Raw genomic sequence first — 19,558 nt, 5'->3', positions numbered from 1 at the left:
TTTTTCCTCATTCCTTTGAAAACTTCCATATTTGATAGCCATCTAACTCTTTGTATAATTCTGCCTTTGCTTCAGGATAATACCGTTCCTGCAAATACTGCACTTTTTGGTCTAAAGTTTTCCACTCCGAATCCACAAGATATACCTTCTCATTTATTAATGCTTTTAATGGCTGTTCGGCATCATATGTTTGCAATATCTGATTGCAATCCGGGAAATTTGTTGTTACACCTGCAAGATATAAAACATTGTCAAATTCTCCTGCCGGAATTGCTTTCCACGGATTCCAGTCATAATAGAACACTTGCATCATTGTCTGAAAATCCAGTAAATACAAATTTTTCTTATGTGTTTCTATCTCGTTGATCAGTTCTTCCGACTTCGCCCCTTTATTGACTATTTTGCGATATTTACTCGCTTTATAGTTCCATGACTCATAAAATGTATTCTCTATATATTCCTTGCGCCCCCAACTATCTACATCCTGATAGGATCGATCCGGTAAATAAAGCGGCAATTGCAAAAATAGACATACTGTATTTATTATAACACAGACTCTCCTATATTCAATAAATTCTCTTTTATTTTCACATTCTAATTTTTTCCAAAAGTAAAAGAGAGTTAAAAATCCACCTAAAAATACTGCATATTCCGTTCGATACACGGTTCTTTCAATCAAAAAGCAATATAAAATATAGGCAAATCCGATTCCCCATATCACAATTGCTGTCCAACAATTTTTTCTCTGAAAAACAATACTTAATATTGTAAGCACCACACAGGCAAGGAAAACAGGATATCCCTGTAAACCACGGTTCTGTATCTCTTCTATTATTACCTCCTTAGATATCTCTACATTTTTTTTATAATCCTGTATAATATCTGCGGCCTTCTGCATAATGTCTAAAGAGAAGACTTCATTATCTGCAAAATTCCAGTTACGCATCATCTTATAATCATTTTCTGAAATTCCGATTTTCTGTAATTCTTCCGCGTACGCTTCATATCCGTAATCACTTGCATCTACGATTGCAGCCCTTGCTTCGCTATATTCTTTGAAGTATTTGTATTCCGGATCCTTATTATAAGAATAATCATCAAATAACTTGCAGCCTGTTACTACTAAGATTAACAGCAGTCCCGCACTGATAATTTTTCTCATCTTTAGCCAAAAACGTCTGTGATCCGTCTCATTTTTCCACACCCGGACAATCTCTACAATAAGAATAAATAAAAGGAAACCGCCCGCGAGATAAATAATATTAAACCTGAACCACGTTCCAATTACGCACAAAATCGCCGCCGATATCTCTATCCGCAACGATCTCTGTTCAAACAGCGCCCACAGGAATACAAGGCTTCCTCCCATGACAGCTATCATTGCTGTTTTGGTGAACTGCACAAGAATATACGCATCACTTCCAAACACAGTCAATAATAAAGTTATTACCATAAGCGCCATTGATCTGTTCAATTTTTTCAATAACATATATGAAAGTATTGTAAAACTAAGAAAACAGAGTAATAACTGAAAAATAAGATACCAACTGATTTCTGGTAAAATAAGATAGAATGGGGTCAACAGATATCCCCACAGGACATTGATAAAAATCAAATGTGGATTTAAACTCCCCCCATAAGCTCCTGACAAAATCGCAGACATCACAAAATCATCTGACACTTCATATTTGACATCACAAAATACTAAAATTGAAGCTAAAAAAAGAAGATTCAATGTGATAGCAGACAATATTTCCGATTTCCAGATCTTACTGATACAGTTTTTCAAACTTGTTTTTTTCGTCTTATCCATACTTCTCACCTTCTTTTTTCTATTTAATCAGTTTCCTGATCTCTATTGTTCCTATTTCTTTTCGATATAGTTCCCTACAATCTCCCAGACCAGTTTTTCTTTTGTCATAAGGAGTACAACTCCATAAATCCCAAAGAACACGCATGCGCTGATTGCGAGCATTACAAATGACTGTATCTCCATGCTCCAACCAGATGATTCTAAATCAAGCAAGCCCTTCACTAAACTCCCACCGATGGTTGCCACTACAATCGCTGCTCCAATTTTCATACCACTGACATCCCGCATGATATCCTTTAATATCTCTTTCAAGTACACACATTGAACCAGAAGTACCACCAATTCAGCTATCACAGTAGCAAGTGCTGCACCGGATGATGCCATCTTCGGAATCAGAACCAGATTCAGAAAGAAATCAGCAACTGCACCACACACGATAGAATTTAACACCTTCTGTTCCTGATTCTGTGGCGTAAGAATCTGAATCCCGGTAATATTAGACATACCGATCAAAAGTACTGTCGGCATCAGAATAATCATCGGAAGTACCGCGCCCTGATACCCGTCTCCTGCAAGAAACTGAATCGATTCTGATGCATACAGCATAAAATAAATGGTCAATGGAAGTCCTGCTACAACTACAAAATTGACTGCTTTCCCGATCATTCTGTAAAAATCTTCTGTTTTTTCTTTCTTAATATAATAAGAAAGCCTTGGCAAAAGTACTGTTCCAAGAGAAGTGATCAGCGTAACAAGTATTGTTTTTACTTTAATTGCTGCATTATAGTATCCAACTTCTGTATTCCCCTGCATGAACCGAAGCATTACAACATCTAGATTCGTATAAACACTGGTTGCAGCTGCCATTGCAAAAAAACGCAAAATCGGCTTTATATGTATCCGAAAATCATATGTCCCACTTTTCTTAAAAGAAACAAATTTTGTTGCATACACAAAGTTAAACACATAAGATGCAGAGCTCGCAAATACAGTAATTCCTCCATAGACAATATAATCTTCCGGATTATGTACCAGAAGGAACATCAACACCAGTGATAATAGTTTTACAACCATGTTGCATACCGTAATATACACGTACTGCTCCAATGCGTTATATAGCCATGTGATAGCAAACATGTTTAGAACCATTCCGATTCCGTTAATAATATACAATTCTTTTTCTGCTGCAAACTCCGGCACTGACGCTACTGTAACTACGAAAACGATACAGGTTAAAAACATCGTAATTGAATTGATGATCAATAATTCCTGCACTGTTTTTGACAATTTTTCTTTATCATCTCTTACTTTTGCGCATGCCCGAATTCCATAGGTTGGAATTCCCAAAGATGCAAACATATTGAAATAGGTTATAACAGCACTCGCTGTTGCCACCTTACCATTTCCGGTTGCCATCAAGACTCTTGAAATGTACGGAAATGTAATCAGTGGAAATACAATTGAAGATGCTGACATAATAAAATTCATGATAAAGTTAAATTTAACAGAGTGAATCTTCATATTACGACCTTTCTTTAACCATTTCGCACCTTACTCAACCGGACGATCAACGAGTAAAATCTAAATCCGGATTTTCTCAAGAGACGCAGCATTCCGCTAAATTCTCCGGATTTTTCGTAAACATATGCATTTTTTTCTTTTACTTCTGCATCAAATTCTTTAAATTTTTTCTGTATTACTTTATCTCCAGAACCAAAGCTTATAAACACATCTACCTGTCCATGCACCATTTCCGCTATTCTGCGTGCCATATACAATTCTTTTAATTTATCATAGTCTGCTTTTTCTTTGTAGGCATTAATATAATCAAGTACATGAAAAATAACGTCAATATGATTCTGCATATGTTTCTGATATCCCAGCATGCTCACACTCTGATTCACCTGTGCAAGACGATACATATAAACAAAAATATCAAAATAAATCACATTTTTCACATACGGGATTGGATACAAAATGTACTCTACATCCACATAGAAACTGTGTTCGTCTAAACGGATCTGATTTTCTTTTAGAATTGATGTTTTTAAAACAAGCGCATGCATAGAGATTCTCGTCTCATTCGCAATCATCTCAAACGGCATCTGTTCTTCTTTTCTAATTCCCGGGAAGGTAACTGGATTTAATTCGCCTGTTACGTCATTCACTTCATAATAATTAGTAAATACATAGTCTGCATCGCATGTTTTCAATCTTTGAATCAGTTCTGCAAATCCATCCTGATCTACCCAGTCATCTCCGTCTACAACCTTAAAGTATTTTCCTTTTGCTTCACCAATCCCTCTATTGATCGTAGAACCGTGCCCTCCATTCTCCTTAGAGATCACGCGAAACGTATCTGGATATTTTTCTTCATACTTTCTTCCGATTTCTGCTGTCTTATCTTTCGAACCATCATCGACAATAAGCACTTCAATATCATCCAACACTCTCTCATCCACAAAGGAGTCCAGAGTGTTCTCTAAAAATTTTTCCACATTATAGGAAGGTACTGTGACCGTCAGTATTTTTTCCACCTTTTCTACCTGCTTTCCGATTTTTACAGTTTTGTTGATACCATTCTTCTGGCTTTAGATAAAAGACGCATCAGCCAATACTGTTTGTAATTCAATATCCATAAATGAAGCTTATCTTTTCTACTCCATTGATTTATGTATTTATTATTCTTAACATTCCCAATTCTTGACTTTGTATAGTCTCTGTACTTCTGAAGATATGTCCCATCGTCTCCCTCAAGTACAAGTTCTTTCGATGGTTCAAAATAAGCATTTGCCAAAACTAGATATTCTAATTCTTCGCGGTAAGTTTCGTATTTTCCATTTTCACGATATACCGACAATATATGATCTATTACTTCCATTTTATCATGACTGCTTTTCTCATGATTTTTCCCTGTCATAATTGAATTTTCGCGAATAATATAATAATATAATGGTTCTTTTAAATAACTGATTCTTTCCGCTTTCAGGAAAAATATCGGTGTTGTTGCCAGATCTTCAAAATATAACCCTTTTGGGAATGGACAATCTGCTTTCACGTAAAATTCTCTGTTGAACAATTTTGCCCAGGCCGCCGGTGGTGCAAGCAGTAATTGGTGTTCCTTCTCTAAAGAAATCACTTTTCCGCCAGGAATCTGTGTTGTCCGAACTTCCTCTATCCCGTTTTCCACGCAATAATAATCAAAAAGAACCATATCGCATGCCATTTTTTCAGCTTCTGTCACTGTTTTTTCAACCAGATCTTTCGCTATGTAATCATCACTGTCTACAAATAGCAAATATTTCCCTGTAGCCAGTTTTACGCCGGCATTTCGTGCATCACTTAATCCACCATTCTGTTTATGCAGCACTTGAATTCTATTATCCTTTTGAGCCAGCTCTTCACACATTTCACCGCAACGATCCGGCGATCCATCATTTACAAGTATAATTTCCAGTTCCTGATACGTCTGTTCACAGATGCTTTTCACGCAACGTTCCAGATATTGTTCTACTTTATATACCGGTACAACTACACTTACCAGTTCCACTCACATTACCTCCTGCTGACTGCTGCCAGTCTGTCCTTCATTCTTCTCAACTGAGACATCAATACCATCATTCCATACATTCGATACTGTAATAGTTTCAAGAGGATCTTATCTTTTCCTGCTATCTGCTGCACATAATAATTCTTATTCATCTGTGGAAATTTATTGTATGCATAATCTCTGAACTTCTTAAGATATTCGCTTTTTCTGTCATTTAATACGATTTCTTTTGATGGCACGAAATAGGTATTTTCAAATACGAGATATTCCAGTTCATTTCTATATGTCTCTATAAGATTTTCTCTTTCAAAATATTCAAGAAGTTGATCTACCGCCCATGTACGATCTTCATAATTCTTTTCAAAATTTCTGCTGTGCATAATTGATCCGTCGCGCATAAGATAATAATAATAAACTTCCGGCAAGTACACGATCTTTTTCGTCTTTGTCATAACTTTTGGAATCGTTGCCAGGTCTTCATAATATCTCCCCTTTGGAAATTGAAAGCCACTTTCTTTCCAAAGCTCTCTGCGAATCAGCTTATTTACAGCCGAACAGGATCTCATGATCAATTCTTTTTCTTCTGCAACCTCTATCACCCGGTTTTCTGAAAAAGGAAATGTAAACCGATCTGTCAGATTTCCATTTTCCTCTTCTCCGATATAATCAAAGATAACCATATCCGCCTGATTTTTTTCTGCTGTCTCTACTGTATCACGCACAAGATTTTCATGGATTCTATCATCACTGTCAACAAATAAGAGATACTTTCCTTCTGCCTTTTCCACGCCTGCGTTTCTCGCATCTCCAAGTCCGCCATTCTCCTTGTGGATTACTTTTATACGTCCATCCTGCTCTGCATATTCATCACAGATCACACCACTTTTGTCTTTCGAACCATCATCTACAAGAATAATTTCTAATCCCTGATAGCTTTGCCCACATACACTCTGAATACATCTGGCAAGATATTTTTCCACATTATAGACGGGTACAATTACACTTACAAGCTCCATATTTTGCTCCTATTATGATATAGTAAAATGATCAGTTCACTTTTTCTAATTATAGTTTAGCGAATCAAACTCTTCAATTCCTGATCCTGATTTGCAAGATCATACTGTTCTGCATTATCAAGGAATTCTGCTGATTGTCTTTCCATTCTGTTGTCCAAAATTTCCTCAGCCCAGTATTTTGCGCCTGATTTTAGAGGAATAAAATAACACGCTTCCGTTATTTTAGATTCTTTTGTTATCTCATCACTCATAAAACACGGTAAACCTGCTGACTGTGCCTCGATTCCTGCGATTGGAAGTCCTTCAAAATTAGAAGGTAGTAAAAATGCGTCCATTCCCTGATACAAATAGTCCGTATCACTTCGTCTTCCAAGAAGTTTTACAACATCTTCCAGATTCTTTTCAGCAACTATTTGCCTGAATTTTTCAAATCTGACTCCGTCTCCTGCAAGAAGCAGAACTGTGTTGGAATCTTTTTTATGAACTTCTTCAAATACATCTAGAAGAAAATAATGATTCTTCTGATAGCAGAAGTTTCCCACATGACCGATTACAAATTGGTCAGTTATCCCCATACTCCCTCGGATTTCTTCTCTTTTCTGCGCACTGTACTTATATTTTTCTCTATCTACAGCATTATGAATTACACAGAATTTTGATGAATTCACTATTTTTTTTGGAAATAACCATTCGCCGGCTTTCACAGAACATCCATAAAATTCTGTTCCGTATCGATATAAAAACAAGCGGCAGAACTTATGAATCCCGTTAAATAGATTTCTCTTTAAAGCACTTTCACAGTCATTTCCACTGGAATGACTGTGAATCATTCTTCTCTCCACCTCCGAATGCTTTGCGGCAATTGCCGCAATACAGTCAATAGCTGTTGAGATATTCAGATAAACGGCATCATACTGCCCCTCTTTCATAATTCTACATACTTGCCGATATTGAGACACCGGATGTTTCAAATTGGCAATGGCATATAAATTTGAATGGAATTTTTTTAATTCTGTCTGTAACTCTACGTCAATTTCATTTGTGAGAAAATCAATCCTCACCTCTTCATTTGACACTTTTGTCAGGAAATTCAAAAGATATTTATCAATTCCTCCTGATTTTCCATCCATGATAAATCCTACCAGAAGCTTTTTCATCCCTTTTCCTCTCTACGAACCTGATATGAATATTGTACCAGATAACCACTGAACACCCATAAAGCAAAAGCACTTGGGGAATTCGTATAGATTCCGTCTAATAAAAGCAACATACTTATAAGTACTGTTCCTGCCACGGCAAGAATTGCGATAAGATACAAACTATCACTGTCCGATTTCTTAAAGACCGGAACTAAAACATATTGTATAATTCTAAATGTGATCAAAAGGAAAAGAACAAATCCAAGGATTCCCTGAAATGCCAAAGTATTAAAAAATGCATTGTGCATACTCGTATAATCACCCACTTCATTATTTACAGCATATGTCTCCGGCACATGTTCTTTTGCATATGAAATAAATGTGGAATACCCAGCTCCGTATATAGGACTTGTCTGCCAGACTTCTACTGCACTTTTCCATAACGAGATTCTTCCATTGGTAGCATCTTTTTCAATATTCTCATTTCTTGCTGTCTGAATCTTGTTTCCTTTCTTCGTTTTCGTAGAAATTGTAGTCTGAGGTTTTGTAGTTTGATCTTGTGTAGTCTTCTGTGCAGTTTTCTTTGCCATTTCAGTCTGATACTTGGTATTTTCTGCCTTTAATACCTGCATTCCTCCAACTGATACAATCATAATACACAATACGATCAAAAGATTTTTAACATATCTATACTTCTTGTTTTCACTTTTCCTATGAATCAGGCAAAAATATAAAAGAAAGCCTCCGCACAAAACAAAAGCGATCTCACCGGTTCTTGAATCTGAATAGGTTACATATCCCAAATTAAGTAATGCCGCAATTACATAAAAAAGTTTCTTTATTCCTTTCTGCTGAAATATGAATAGAACAGCCAGGATAAAACCTATCACACTAAAAACCGCTCCATAATTAGGGTCTGTATATACGCCCCATAATCTATCCCAGGTATACCCGGTGACAATGAATTCCCCCTCCGGTGTTGTAAGATATTCCGAATAAGATTGAACCATCATAACAAGACTTGTTACAGCAGATACAGACGTTACAATAATCATCAAGTGTGAAAGAATATTAAATTCTTTTCTGTACTTCTCCGTGTCACGATCCAGATCACATACATATAATGCAAAAAACTGAATTCCTGTCCAGAGAATCCATTTCAGATTATCTGTCATGCCATACTGTCTATTCATAAATGTACTAAGCAGAAAACTCAAACAAAAGAATATCATCAAGATCAGACATGGCATTTTTCTATATTTCTTCCAGTTTATAATACGGACCAAAATCACAAATAATCCTAACACTAATGTCAATTTCACAAGGATTGGCTGTATTGGTGATATATAAATTATAGAAATAAATGTCGCAAATGCTAGACATAGATAACTGATCTTAAATACAAGTTCTAATATTTCTTCATAGTTCTGTTTTAATTTATCCATTAGATCCCCTTTGCACTTCGTGTCTATCTCATTAGTATCTGTCTCGCTAGTTCCTGTTCTGATTTTTCTCAATCAATCCTCGAATTAATTCTTCTATTTTTCGGTAAGACTTTGGTCTGTCAAACTGCTCTTCCGCAATTTTGCGTGCCTTTTCACCCATTTTTACTCTTGCTTCTTCATTTTTATAAAGCTTCTCAATCATATCCGCAAGAATATTTACATCTTCCGGAATAATATTCACACCAAAGCCATCGTTTTTCACCTTCGCACGGAATTCCGGACTCATACAGGTATTGATCATTGGTTTTCCTGCTGCCAGATAATCTCCGATCTTCGTGACAATGCTCTGCGGAGCCTTCTTAACAAAAGAGTTCACCAGAATATCTGATTTCTTAAGATATGCTGCCATCAGATCATAAGGTGCATATCCAACAAATTCTACATTTGATATCTTTCTTGAATTTGCAAGTTCTTCCAATTCTTCTTTCATTGGTCCACCACCAAGAATTTTTATCTTAATCTGTGGCATACCGCGTTTTGCAAGTTCTTCACCTGCCAAAACCATCGTACGGATATCATAACTCGTTCCGATCGTTCCTGCGTACGATACCCAGAATTCTTCTTTATCTTTTACAATCTCAGCTGTCCGCTGTGCTGCTCCCGCATCGAACACCGTCAGTTCATTTCCCACATAAACTGTTTCTCTCGGAATATCTCTGTTCCGTCTTTTAAACGGGCGGTCACGGTATTCATCCGATGTACCGATCACTCCACTTGCAAGTCTGTAAACTTTCTCTGCATCTCGAAGCAGGGAATAAAAAATAATATCACTTATCACCGGAATATCTATTATCATCCTCATTGCTTCCGGCCAAAGATCATTCACATCTGCAACAAACGGAATTCCTTTCTTCTTTGCATATTCTGCTGCCGCCAGTGCTACGTCATTCGGTGGAATCTCAGCATATAAAAGATCATAGTCTCCCTCTTTCTCAAGAAGATTCATCAGGTTCTTTGCTGCAATTCTATGACTATAGATTCTACGTAGATCAATATTTTTCTTATATCCCGGCTCATAAATGAACTTGACCCCAAATTTGTATTTTTCATTTTTAATTTTTTCCAGATCACGCTGTGCTTTTTCCCAATGCTGAAAGGTCGTTGTAATCAGATCAACCTGATAACCAGCATCTGCGAGGAATTCACAGACAGAGCGAAATCTTGTATATCCTTTTTCATCATCCAGACGAATTCCCATTGTAATAACTGCTACTTTATACATTATTTTTCTCCCGCTTGATATTTTTTTCTATGATCTATCTCTCCGACTTCGTCTTTGAATAAATCACAGGCATTCCTGTTCGCACAATATGCACCATTCTTCCAAGTGCTGTACACAAAAATGTGGAATGTGTGTTCAAACATTTTAAAGTAATCTTAAGTGCCTTACTGTCCTTCGCTTCTGCTTTTGGAAGCAGCTGCTGAAACAACGGATCCCGGAATACTTCCCTGCAAAATTGCTTTCGGTCTTTTGAGTTCATTCCTGACTGATGATCGCAATTTCTTTCTAAGGCTGAAAGAATATATCTTCCATACAGTCCTCCAAGAATAGCGCAGTGTTGAGGCGTATCTACTCTCCAATACCTCTGCTGATTCAGTAACATTTCAATACGTCTTCTGTGAAGCGGATAATAATCCGGTACAAACTTAGTTGTCAGACTTCCTGTCATTCTTTTCGCATAATGATACGGTGCAATATTCAATAAATTCATTGAATCAATATCATTACAATAATTAATATTAAATACGATATCCTCAATCAATCTGACCGTTTCATAGCGAAATTTATTTTCTTTGATATAGTCCAGATCATACACTTTATTCCACGCATAACCATAAATCGTCTCCTGTTCCAATCGGATCATATAATTATGGATTTCTTCAATATCCGTAAAATATTTTTCTTCTGGCCGGATCTCATGGGCATAAGCAAAGCTTCCATCTTCATTGTAATATTCTTCAAGATGTCCAAAAACAACAAGTTTTGCTCTGTTTTTTTCTAAAGAATCTGCCACTTGTTGTAAAAGGTCCATGTCTACTGTATCATCCGGATCCATAAACCAGATATATCTTCCGGCTGCATGTTGAATCCCTGTATTTCTTGCTTCACTGAGCCCTTTATTCTGTTCATGATGTATCACCCGGATTCTTGCATCCTTCTCTTTTAATTTCTCAGCCAGACTTCCTGTTTTATCCGGAGATCCATCCTCTACGATAATTAATTCCCATTCCTGAAATGTCTGGGATTCTATACTCTCTACCGCTTTGGCAAGATATTTTTCTACTCCATATGCCGGCATTACAACTGTAAATAATGGGCGTGTCTTACTCATATCATTATCCTTAATCATCTTTTCTCTATAACATCACGATTCCCGCAGACAAATTTCTGCCTGCGGGTTTCTCTCGTTGTCTATTACTCTGTTGTTGTTCCGCCTTCCAGAGTTTCTCCGTTCTCCACTTTATCCATAGCTTCTTTGATTGCGTCTACAGACTCCTGATTTGGCTGCATTACATATAAAGGCTTACCGGAATAAGAATAACAATACTGAGTGTCTCCTGTTCCCTCTGCTGCCATTGATGTAATTGTCCATTGCGGGTTCTCAGAAAGCTGGGTTTTGATCAATTCCTGAATCTGAGCTTCAGACATATTTGTTTCAACATTTCCACTTACACTATTAAGAATTCCATTTGCTCCTGTCAAAATTGCCGGAGATACCATCTTCTTGATCATTGCTGTAATTACCGCCTGCTGATCCTTACCGCGCTGATTATCTCCTCCTGGTACATTCTGACGCTCTCTCGAAAATGCTAACGCCTGTTTTCCGTTAAAGTGGTTGGTTCCCTGTACAACATCCATCACAAGTCCTGAATCTTCACTTGTTGTAAAGGCATACTCGGATTCTACATCTACTCCACCAAGTGCATCTACCATTGTGATCAGGGAGGTAAAGTTTACTCGCGCGTAGAAATCAAGATTCGTATCATATAACTTCTCTAATGTCTTCATAGACTTATCCACGCCATAGATTCCTGCATGTGTCAGTTTATCTTTCTGTCCACCTGAAACCTCAGGAATTTCGACATAATAATCACGCGGTGTGGTCACAAGCAGGATCTGGTGTGTTGTTGGATTTACTTCTGCTATGATATTTACATCACTTCGGCTGTTTGTCTCAATTGCTCCATAAACATCAATGCCACTGATGTATACACTGAATGTATCATTTTTCACTTCAACATCAGATGAGGTATCTTCTATCTCAGTCTTAATGTCATGGGAATAAATCACTTTTGTATTATCTTCATACCCTTCAAATGCTTCTTCAAGAACTCCTGTAAATCCCTGATTATAAATAATCGCATCTACTTTTCCATCATGAAGAGCCTCGGCCTGTTCTGCCAATGTATCATACTCTTCTGTCTTAATTTCCGTTCCGAGTTCTTCATTAATTGCCTGAACAGTCTGTTTAATCTGATCTCCATTCATCTTATATTGTACACCAAATGTGTAATTTTTTGCATCTTTGATTGCCTCTGCTGAATCATCTGCCATAACAGATACAACTACTTTATCTAGTTTATACTCTCCACCAGAGATTTTGGAAACCGTTCCACTTACCTTGAACAGATAATACGAACTAAAAATCAACAATACGGTAATCAATACGCTGATAATTTTTCCTGTAATCGCATTTTTCTTGGAAAAGAACTGGCTTGCCAGAATAACTCCCCAAAACAGCACCAATGCTACAGTTGCTGCAACAACATACTTTGTCGGAAGCATATTCAATTTAAATATGCCTGCCATAAAAATCCCTGTCGCAATAAGCTGAACAATTGCCAGAACTAATCCAATTGTTCTGCTGAGTTTATTCTCTCTCTTTTTCACCTTTCTCCTTCGGCGATGTCTGTCAGATGTATTTTTTCTATTGGAATGTCTTTTCTTTCTTCGCACATCATTTCTTTCATCAGAAGGTCTCCTGCGCCGAGATCTTTTGTCCTGCTGACTCATATTCTTTAGTTTCCTTCCCTGTAAATCATTCTCTATGTTTCTATCTGTCGCTTTCTAATGGCACTGCCAAACGCAATTTCTACGCTTAACAGCCCATGAATACTAATTTAATATACCATTTCAACCTTCATTTCGCAACATAAGCCTTGTATTCTAAAAAAATCTTAATCTTTTTGATCTATTTAAAATACTTTTACTTCCTCACGAAATTGTTGCTTTTCTTCACAATCATTCAAACTTTCAATCAGTTCTGCTACAACTTCCGGGATCTCCGGTCTGAATTTCATATACCAGTCAAGCGTCTCGCGGATGTATTTCTTGCGAAACTTCTCATTTGCACAGAATGCACTCTGCAGATTATGAAGACGATCTGCCCCTTTCACTGCATATGCCATAGAATTTGTCTTAATCCCTGCAATATAGGTCTCCATACAATATTCTTTTTCCTTCGTCACCAGCTTCACTGCTTTTAAGACATCTTCTCCCCCGATTTCTACAATCTCCTGTTCTGAAGCATCTGTATCCTCTAAAAGATCATGAAATACTGCCGCAACCCGATATTCAACCTGCTTACCATCCTGTCGAAGAATCTCTGCAACTGCAATCGGATGTACAATAAAAGGAGCTCCACCTATCCGAAACTGTCCTTCATGCTTCTTCTTCGCATACTCCAGTGCTTTCTGGTATATCTCTTCTCCCATGATATCCTCCTTTGAATCTTCCATATTTCTGTATCATCCGTCCAGTATCTTCCTGTTATTTCGATAATTTTAGTATACGTTGTATTTCTCGTAAATGCAATTCTATCTCTTTAAACTTTTTCACCAAAACGCTCAACTTATGTTATAATTAGAAATAGGTTTTAAGAGATTTTTATATCTCTGACTCTTTATCGAAATCCGATAAAAATCCGAATCAAGAAAGTGGGTAACAACTATGTGGGCTTACAATGAAACTTTTTATCAAATCTACCCGATCGGATTCTGCGGTGCTCCGGTACATAATGACGGAGTAACAGAACACCGGATTCTTAAAATTGGTGAATGGGCAGAATATCTTGGTGATCTTGGAATCGGTTCAATCATCTTGAATCCGATTTTCGAATCAGACAACCATGGGTATGACACAAGAGATTTCCGCAAGATCGACTGTCGTCTTGGAACGAACGAAGACTTTAAAGAAGTCTGTGAAAAGCTGCATGATAACAATGTAAAGATCATGCTGGACGGAGTATTCAATCATGTTGGACGTGGCTTCTGGGCATTCAAGGATGTGCAGGAGAAGAAATGGGACTCTCCGTATAAAGACTGGTTCCATATCAGCTTCGACGGAAACAGTGCGTATAACGATGGTTTCTGGTATGAAGGATGGGAAGGTCATTTTGAACTTGTTAAATTAAATCTGCAGAATCCTGCAGTTGTCGACTATCTGCTTGACTGTGTCAAGATGTGGATTGAAGAGTTCGGCATAGACGGACTGCGTCTGGATGTAGCTTATTGCCTGGATCATAATTTCATGCGCCGTCTGCGCAGCTTCTGCGAGGAACTGAAACCGGGATTTGCACTGATCGGTGAGGTTCTCTTCGGCGACTACAACTTAATCGTAAACGACGAGATGCTTCACAGCTGTACAAACTATGAATGCTACAAAGGAATTTTTTCAAGCTTCAATTGCATGAATCTGTTTGAGATCGCACATTCTCTGAATCGCCAGTTCGGACCGGAGCAGTGGTGCATTTATCGTGGAAAGCATTTGATGACATTTGTAGATAATCATGATGTCACACGTATCGCAAGTATCCTGACGAACAAGAATCATCTTCCGCTTGCTTACGGTCTTCTCTTTGGTATGCCGGGTATTCCGTGTATCTATTATGGAAGTGAATGGGGCGAGGAAGGTGTGAAAGCACCGGATAATGACTATGCACTTCGTCCATGCTTCGAAGAGCCGAAGCCGAATGAACTGACTGATTTCATCAAAGAATTGATTGAAGTTCGCAGAAACAGTGATGCTCTTTGCAATGGTTCTTACCGAAATGTTGTCATTACAAATCATCAGCTGATCTTTGAACGCCGCACTGATAATGAACGTGTTCTCGTTGCGATCAATGCCGGTGATTCAGAATTTACTGCCGGAAATGGTGAACTGCAGGGCACTTTCACAGAACTGCTTGTAAATACAGACGAAGCAGAAACTGTAACTTTAAACGGACAGCTGACAATGCCAGCTTACAGCGTACAGTTCCTGAAAGCTGTATAAGATTTTACTGATTAAGTCATTAGAAAAAGGATGAGTGGTAATGTATCTCACATTTACCATTCATCCTTTTCTTTTTATAACTTCTTCACAAAAAGTGTACGCATCGCATTGAGTATTGCAAGTACCATAACTCCCACATCTGCAAAGATTGCGAGCCACATATTTGCAATTCCAAGTGCTCCGAGAATCAGGCACGCGCCCTTTACTGCGAGAGCAAATACAATATTCTGATATACGATTCCGAGACATTTCTTAGAAATTCGGATTGCCTTAACAATCTTCAACGGATCATCATCCATCAGGACAACATCTGCTGCCTCAATTGCCGCATCGGATCCCATTGCCCCCATCGCAATACCGATATCCGCTCTTCCAAGAACCGGTGCATCGTTAATGCCGTCTCCGACAAATGCCAGGTTTGCCTTCGCCGGCTTCTCAGCCAGAAGTCTTTCTACCTGCTCCACCTTATCTCCAGGAAGCAGTTCGCTATGAACCTCATCAATACCAAGATCTGCTGCCACCTGGTCTGCCACCTGTTTCGCATCTCCCGTCAACATGATTGTCTTCTGAATTCCTGCCTGTTTCAGTTTCGCGATTGCTTCTTTAGAAGTCGGTTTCTCAACATCTGAAATCACAATGTGTCCTGCATATTCGCCATCAATTGCCATATGTATGATTGTTCCTACTTTATGACATGATTTATATGGAATACCAAGACGATCCATCAGCTTAACATTTCCTGCTGCAACGCTTCTTCCGTCTACTTTCGCTGTAATTCCGTTTCCACTGATTTCTTCTATCTCACTGACACGGGAACGATCCAGTTCTTTTCCGTAAGCCCTCTGAATACTCTTGCTGATTGGATGAGATGACGCACTCTCTGCAAGTGCCGCATACTCTAAGAGCTGCTTTTCTTCCATCTGATTATGATGTACTCCGACCACTTCAAAAATTCCCTGAGTCAAAGTTCCTGTCTTATCAAAAACAACATATTTTGTCTTGGACAGTGCCTCGAGATAATTGGATCCTTTCACCAAAATTCCCTCATGGCTTGCCCCGCCGATTCCTGCGAAAAAGCTAAGTGGGATGCTGATAACCAGCGCGCACGGACAGCTGATTACAAGAAATGTCAGTGCTCTGTAGATCCAGTCATTCCACTGCGGTGCAGCTCCCATTGCAAACATTCTCACAAGTGGTGGAAGCACTGCAAGTGCAAGTGCGCCATAGCATACCGCCGGTGTATAATATTTTGCAAATTTAGAAATAAAGTTCTCTGATCTTGATTTTCTGGATGTGGATTCTTCTACCAGTTCCAGTACCTTGGATACCGTTGATTCTCCGAACTCTTTTGTTGTACGGATCTTCAACACACCTGTCAGATTGATACAGCCACTGATGATCTCATCTCCGGCTTTCGCTTCTCTCGGAACGCTTTCACCGGTCAACGCACTTGTATTCAGTGTAGAGGTTCCCTCTACAACCACACCGTCGATTGGCACTTTTTCTCCCGGCTGAACAATGATCACTGTTCCGATTTCAACTTCATCCGGATCCACCTGTTCAAGACTTCCATCCTGCTCTATGTTTGCATAATCCGGACGGATATCCATCAATTCACTGATATTTCTGCGGCTCTTTCCAACTGCATAGCTCTGGAAAAGTTCACCGATCTGATAAAACAGCATAACAGCAACCGCTTCATTAAAGTCTCCGGACTTCTCATAAAATGCAATCGCAATCGCACCGACCGTGGCGACTGCCATCAGGAAATTCTCATCAAATACCTGACGGTTTAAGATTCCCTTCCATGCTTTCTTCAAAATATCGTAACCAACGATCAGATATGGAATCAAAAATAATACAAATCTGATAATTCCTGTTACCGGAAGGAAATTCAATAGAATCAGGAGCACCGCCGCAGCGATGATCCTGGTCAGCATCTTCTTCTGCTTCTTCGTCATTCTTCTCACCCTCTTACAGGTAGATCTCGCAATCGTCCTCTACCTTCTTACAATTCTTCAGAACGTCTTTCATAACGCTCTTTGCATCCTGTCCCTCTTCAAACTCAACGATCATCTTCTGTGTCATGAAATTCACTGTTGCATTCTGAACACCTGCTGTGTTCTTTGCTGCATCTTCCATCTTATTTGCACAGTTTGCACAATCCACTTCAATCTTATAAGTCTTCTTCATCTTTCTCTTCTCCTTTGATCTTGTTTTTTGACTTTCATCAAACATATTTCCTATTCATTTTCATTAAACGATTAAGCATTCGTTTAATCTTTATATTTACATTATAGCCAACCAAATGAAAAAGTCAATACATTTTGGTATTTTTATGTTACAATACCTTTATGATTATAGAGTTGCCAAAGGCGCTATTGAATTTCAATACCGAATAAAAGGAGATTGTTTATGACTGACCATATTTTACCACATAATCATGGTGAACATCTGAATACAGAACTTCTTATAGATAATATTGCAAAGACGGAGGACTTCCAGATTGTTGCTGACCTGTTCAAGGTCCTCGGAGATAACAGCAGGGTACGCATTTTCTGGCTTCTCTGCCACTGCGAAGAATGTGTGATCAACATTTCTTCCATGATGGACATGAGTAGCCCGGCTGTCTCTCACCATCTCCGCCAGCTGAAATCTTACGGACTGATCACAAGCCGCAGAGAGGGGAAAGAAGTTTACTACAAAGCAGCAGACACAAACCAGGCACAGCTGTTGCATCATATGATCGAGCAGGTGATTAAAATCACATGTCCCGAAGCTTAACTGTTATTACTGCAATATCACGCAATTAAACAAGTATATCAAAACGGAAAGATATGAATTTCTCAGAGATATTCACATCTTTCCGTTTTCTTACTGAATTTATTCACATTTTGTAACTGTTCATAAGAAAGTTTTACACTTCACCATTTTTAAACTTAATGATCATTTCATTCGTCAAACTGTCTCTGCTCGGCTCCACCGGAATCTCATCCCTTCGGAACCATTCTGCCAAGGCCAGTTCCTCGCGGTCGAGTGTGATTTCTTCCTCACCATCCAAATCACAATAGAATCCCATCAGGAGCGTATCACTGAAAGACCATGGCTGACTTTTATAGTAACGAATATTTTTAACTTTCAGCCCGACTTCTTCCTTTACTTCACGCTGAACAGTCTCCTCGATTGTTTCTCCAATCTCGGTAAATCCTGCAAGAAGTGCATATTTTTTATATGCTCTTCCGGCGTATTTTGACATGAGAATCTTGTCACCATCAGTTACTCCTATGATAACTGCCGGGCAGATTTTCGGAAATTCCATATTGCCACAATGATCGCAACGCATCATACGTTCTTTTTCATCATGTCTCATCTTATGTCCACAGCGTCCACAGAACTTGCGATTACGATACCAGTTGTTCAACTGATAACCGGTAATTCCGGCAAATGCAAGATACTGCGGTTCTGCATAACGGAAAGATTCTTTATTCTCCATTGTAAACTCTGACAACCGTTCACGACTAATATTCTGTACCAGATAAAAGCGTTCCTCGTCAATCGTAAACAGATAAACTGCTTCTTCATAAATTTCTTCATTAAGCCGTTCCAAATCACGAAATCTTGGAAATTCAATTCCATCTTTCCTTTTCTTCAGCAGTGCACTTTGTCCTTCGTAATACAATGCATAGCTCTGCGCATCCGGAGGGCATGGTCTGTACTGGTTATCAAACTGATGTGGCTGTATATCCTGAATCATAATTCTGTTCCTTCTTTCTTAAACATAGAACCAAGAACCCAGAGTACTCCGCCTGCTCCGATTGCAAAGTCTCCCAAATTATAAGTTACTTGTTCCAGCTTTTTCTTTTCTGTCTTAATCCCGATGTAATCAACCACCTTCTCTTTATGATAACGGTCTGCCAGATTACTCCACGCACCCGCTGCCGCAAGTGTGATTCCTGCTTTTTTCAAAACATGATTGTTTCCAAGAAGTGTCAGCATCTGTGTCACTGTCACAATACCTGTTCCTGCTTCTGTAAGCTTTTTCACCTTTTCCGGTTTATTTGCAAAAACTCCCAGGCAGATTCCCGGATTATGGACACGCCGGAGTTCCAACTTCTCTGCCAGCTTCCTCTTCTCTCCCATCTTCAAGTTCTTTTCTACATAATCTTTTATCCATTGATCCAAAAGGAATACCGCTGTTCCGGCCAACGGGTAGAATTTATTTTTCTTCACACTATCATCTCCCAGTTATTTTAAGTCACCT

Annotated in this window: 17 protein-coding genes; 2 read left to right on the top strand and 15 right to left on the bottom strand. The window is 38.6% G+C overall.

The window, feature by feature from the left end; genetic code table 11:
- Positions 1 to 7 precede the first annotated feature (7 nt).
- The 11 genes from ACZ47Z_RS03710 to ACZ47Z_RS03660 form a co-directional block, all read right to left on the bottom strand.
- The gene (locus ACZ47Z_RS03710) at positions 8 to 1,813 is read right to left on the bottom strand and encodes a glycosyltransferase family protein (protein ID WP_464525893.1); all 1,806 of its coding nucleotides are present in this window, start codon (positions 1,811 to 1,813) and stop codon (positions 8 to 10) included.
- A 51-nt stretch (positions 1,814 to 1,864) separates the two neighbouring features.
- On the bottom strand, positions 1,865 to 3,301 hold the full coding sequence (locus tag ACZ47Z_RS03705; protein ID WP_464526042.1) for a flippase: 1,437 nt from the start codon (positions 3,299 to 3,301) through the stop codon (positions 1,865 to 1,867).
- A gap of 47 nt (positions 3,302 to 3,348) precedes the next feature.
- Positions 3,349 to 4,350 (bottom strand): glycosyltransferase, encoded by a 1,002-nt coding sequence (locus tag ACZ47Z_RS03700; RefSeq protein ID WP_226870981.1) that lies wholly within the window; start codon positions 4,348 to 4,350, stop codon positions 3,349 to 3,351.
- 23 nt (positions 4,351 to 4,373) lie between these two features.
- Entirely contained in the window at positions 4,374 to 5,363 is a 990-nt protein-coding gene (locus tag ACZ47Z_RS03695; protein ID WP_020437272.1) for a glycosyltransferase family 2 protein, read from the bottom strand.
- 5 nt (positions 5,364 to 5,368) lie between these two features.
- A complete protein-coding gene (locus ACZ47Z_RS03690; protein WP_054753361.1) occupies positions 5,369 to 6,379 on the bottom strand; it encodes a glycosyltransferase family 2 protein in 1,011 nt (336 codons plus the stop codon).
- A 56-nt stretch (positions 6,380 to 6,435) separates the two neighbouring features.
- A complete protein-coding gene (locus ACZ47Z_RS03685) occupies positions 6,436 to 7,536 on the bottom strand; it encodes a glycosyltransferase (protein WP_226870982.1) in 1,101 nt (366 codons plus the stop codon).
- Positions 7,533 to 8,963 (bottom strand): O-antigen ligase family protein, encoded by a 1,431-nt coding sequence (locus tag ACZ47Z_RS03680; protein WP_118174326.1) that lies wholly within the window; start codon positions 8,961 to 8,963, stop codon positions 7,533 to 7,535. Before ACZ47Z_RS03680 ends, ACZ47Z_RS03685 begins: the two co-directional genes overlap by 4 nt.
- 46 nt (positions 8,964 to 9,009) lie before the next feature.
- A complete protein-coding gene (locus ACZ47Z_RS03675; protein ID WP_020437276.1) occupies positions 9,010 to 10,245 on the bottom strand; it encodes a glycosyltransferase family 4 protein in 1,236 nt (411 codons plus the stop codon).
- Between the two features lie 34 nt (positions 10,246 to 10,279).
- Positions 10,280 to 11,356: a glycosyltransferase family 2 protein gene (locus ACZ47Z_RS03670; protein WP_020437277.1), complete on the bottom strand. Its 1,077-nt coding sequence runs from the start codon at positions 11,354 to 11,356 to the stop codon at positions 10,280 to 10,282.
- Positions 11,357 to 11,439: 83 nt separating this feature from the next.
- Positions 11,440 to 12,915, bottom strand: a complete 1,476-nt coding sequence (locus ACZ47Z_RS03665) for an LCP family protein (protein WP_464525892.1) — start codon at positions 12,913 to 12,915, stop codon at positions 11,440 to 11,442.
- Between the two features lie 305 nt (positions 12,916 to 13,220).
- Positions 13,221 to 13,739, bottom strand: coding sequence for an HD domain-containing protein (locus ACZ47Z_RS03660; RefSeq protein WP_020437279.1), 519 nt, complete (start codon positions 13,737 to 13,739; stop codon positions 13,221 to 13,223).
- Positions 13,740 to 13,974: 235 nt separating this feature from the next.
- Between ACZ47Z_RS03660 and ACZ47Z_RS03655 the strand changes: the two genes are divergently transcribed.
- Positions 13,975 to 15,297: an alpha-amylase family glycosyl hydrolase gene (locus ACZ47Z_RS03655; RefSeq protein ID WP_020437280.1), complete on the top strand. Its 1,323-nt coding sequence runs from the start codon at positions 13,975 to 13,977 to the stop codon at positions 15,295 to 15,297.
- Positions 15,298 to 15,371: 74 nt separating this feature from the next.
- Here the strand turns inward: ACZ47Z_RS03655 and ACZ47Z_RS03650 are convergent, their stop codons facing one another.
- Both ACZ47Z_RS03650 and ACZ47Z_RS03645 read right to left on the bottom strand, forming a co-directional pair.
- Positions 15,372 to 17,258: a heavy metal translocating P-type ATPase gene (locus ACZ47Z_RS03650; RefSeq protein ID WP_020437281.1), complete on the bottom strand. Its 1,887-nt coding sequence runs from the start codon at positions 17,256 to 17,258 to the stop codon at positions 15,372 to 15,374.
- Between the two features lie 13 nt (positions 17,259 to 17,271).
- Positions 17,272 to 17,490 carry a cation transporter gene (locus ACZ47Z_RS03645; protein WP_020437282.1) on the bottom strand — a complete coding sequence of 73 codons (219 nt, stop codon included), beginning with the start codon at positions 17,488 to 17,490 and terminating at the stop codon, positions 17,272 to 17,274.
- Positions 17,491 to 17,712: 222 nt separating this feature from the next.
- Here ACZ47Z_RS03645 and ACZ47Z_RS03640 point away from each other — a divergent pair, with 222 nt between their 5' ends.
- Positions 17,713 to 18,081, top strand: a complete 369-nt coding sequence (locus tag ACZ47Z_RS03640) for an ArsR/SmtB family transcription factor (RefSeq protein ID WP_020437283.1) — start codon at positions 17,713 to 17,715, stop codon at positions 18,079 to 18,081.
- Positions 18,082 to 18,214: 133 nt separating this feature from the next.
- On the opposite strand, the gene nudC is transcribed toward ACZ47Z_RS03640, so the two are convergent.
- Together nudC and ACZ47Z_RS03630 are read right to left on the bottom strand one after the other, a co-directional pair.
- A complete protein-coding gene (nudC, locus tag ACZ47Z_RS03635) occupies positions 18,215 to 19,051 on the bottom strand; it encodes an NAD(+) diphosphatase (protein WP_054753349.1) in 837 nt (278 codons plus the stop codon).
- A complete protein-coding gene (locus ACZ47Z_RS03630; protein ID WP_055147682.1) occupies positions 19,048 to 19,527 on the bottom strand; it encodes a signal peptidase II in 480 nt (159 codons plus the stop codon). Before ACZ47Z_RS03630 ends, nudC begins: the two co-directional genes overlap by 4 nt.
- Positions 19,528 to 19,558 lie beyond the last annotated feature (31 nt).

It is taken from the genome of Mediterraneibacter faecis (genome assembly GCF_055383675.1).
Note: the sequence above shows the minus strand (reverse complement) of the source record. Positions and strands in the feature narration are given on the sequence as shown.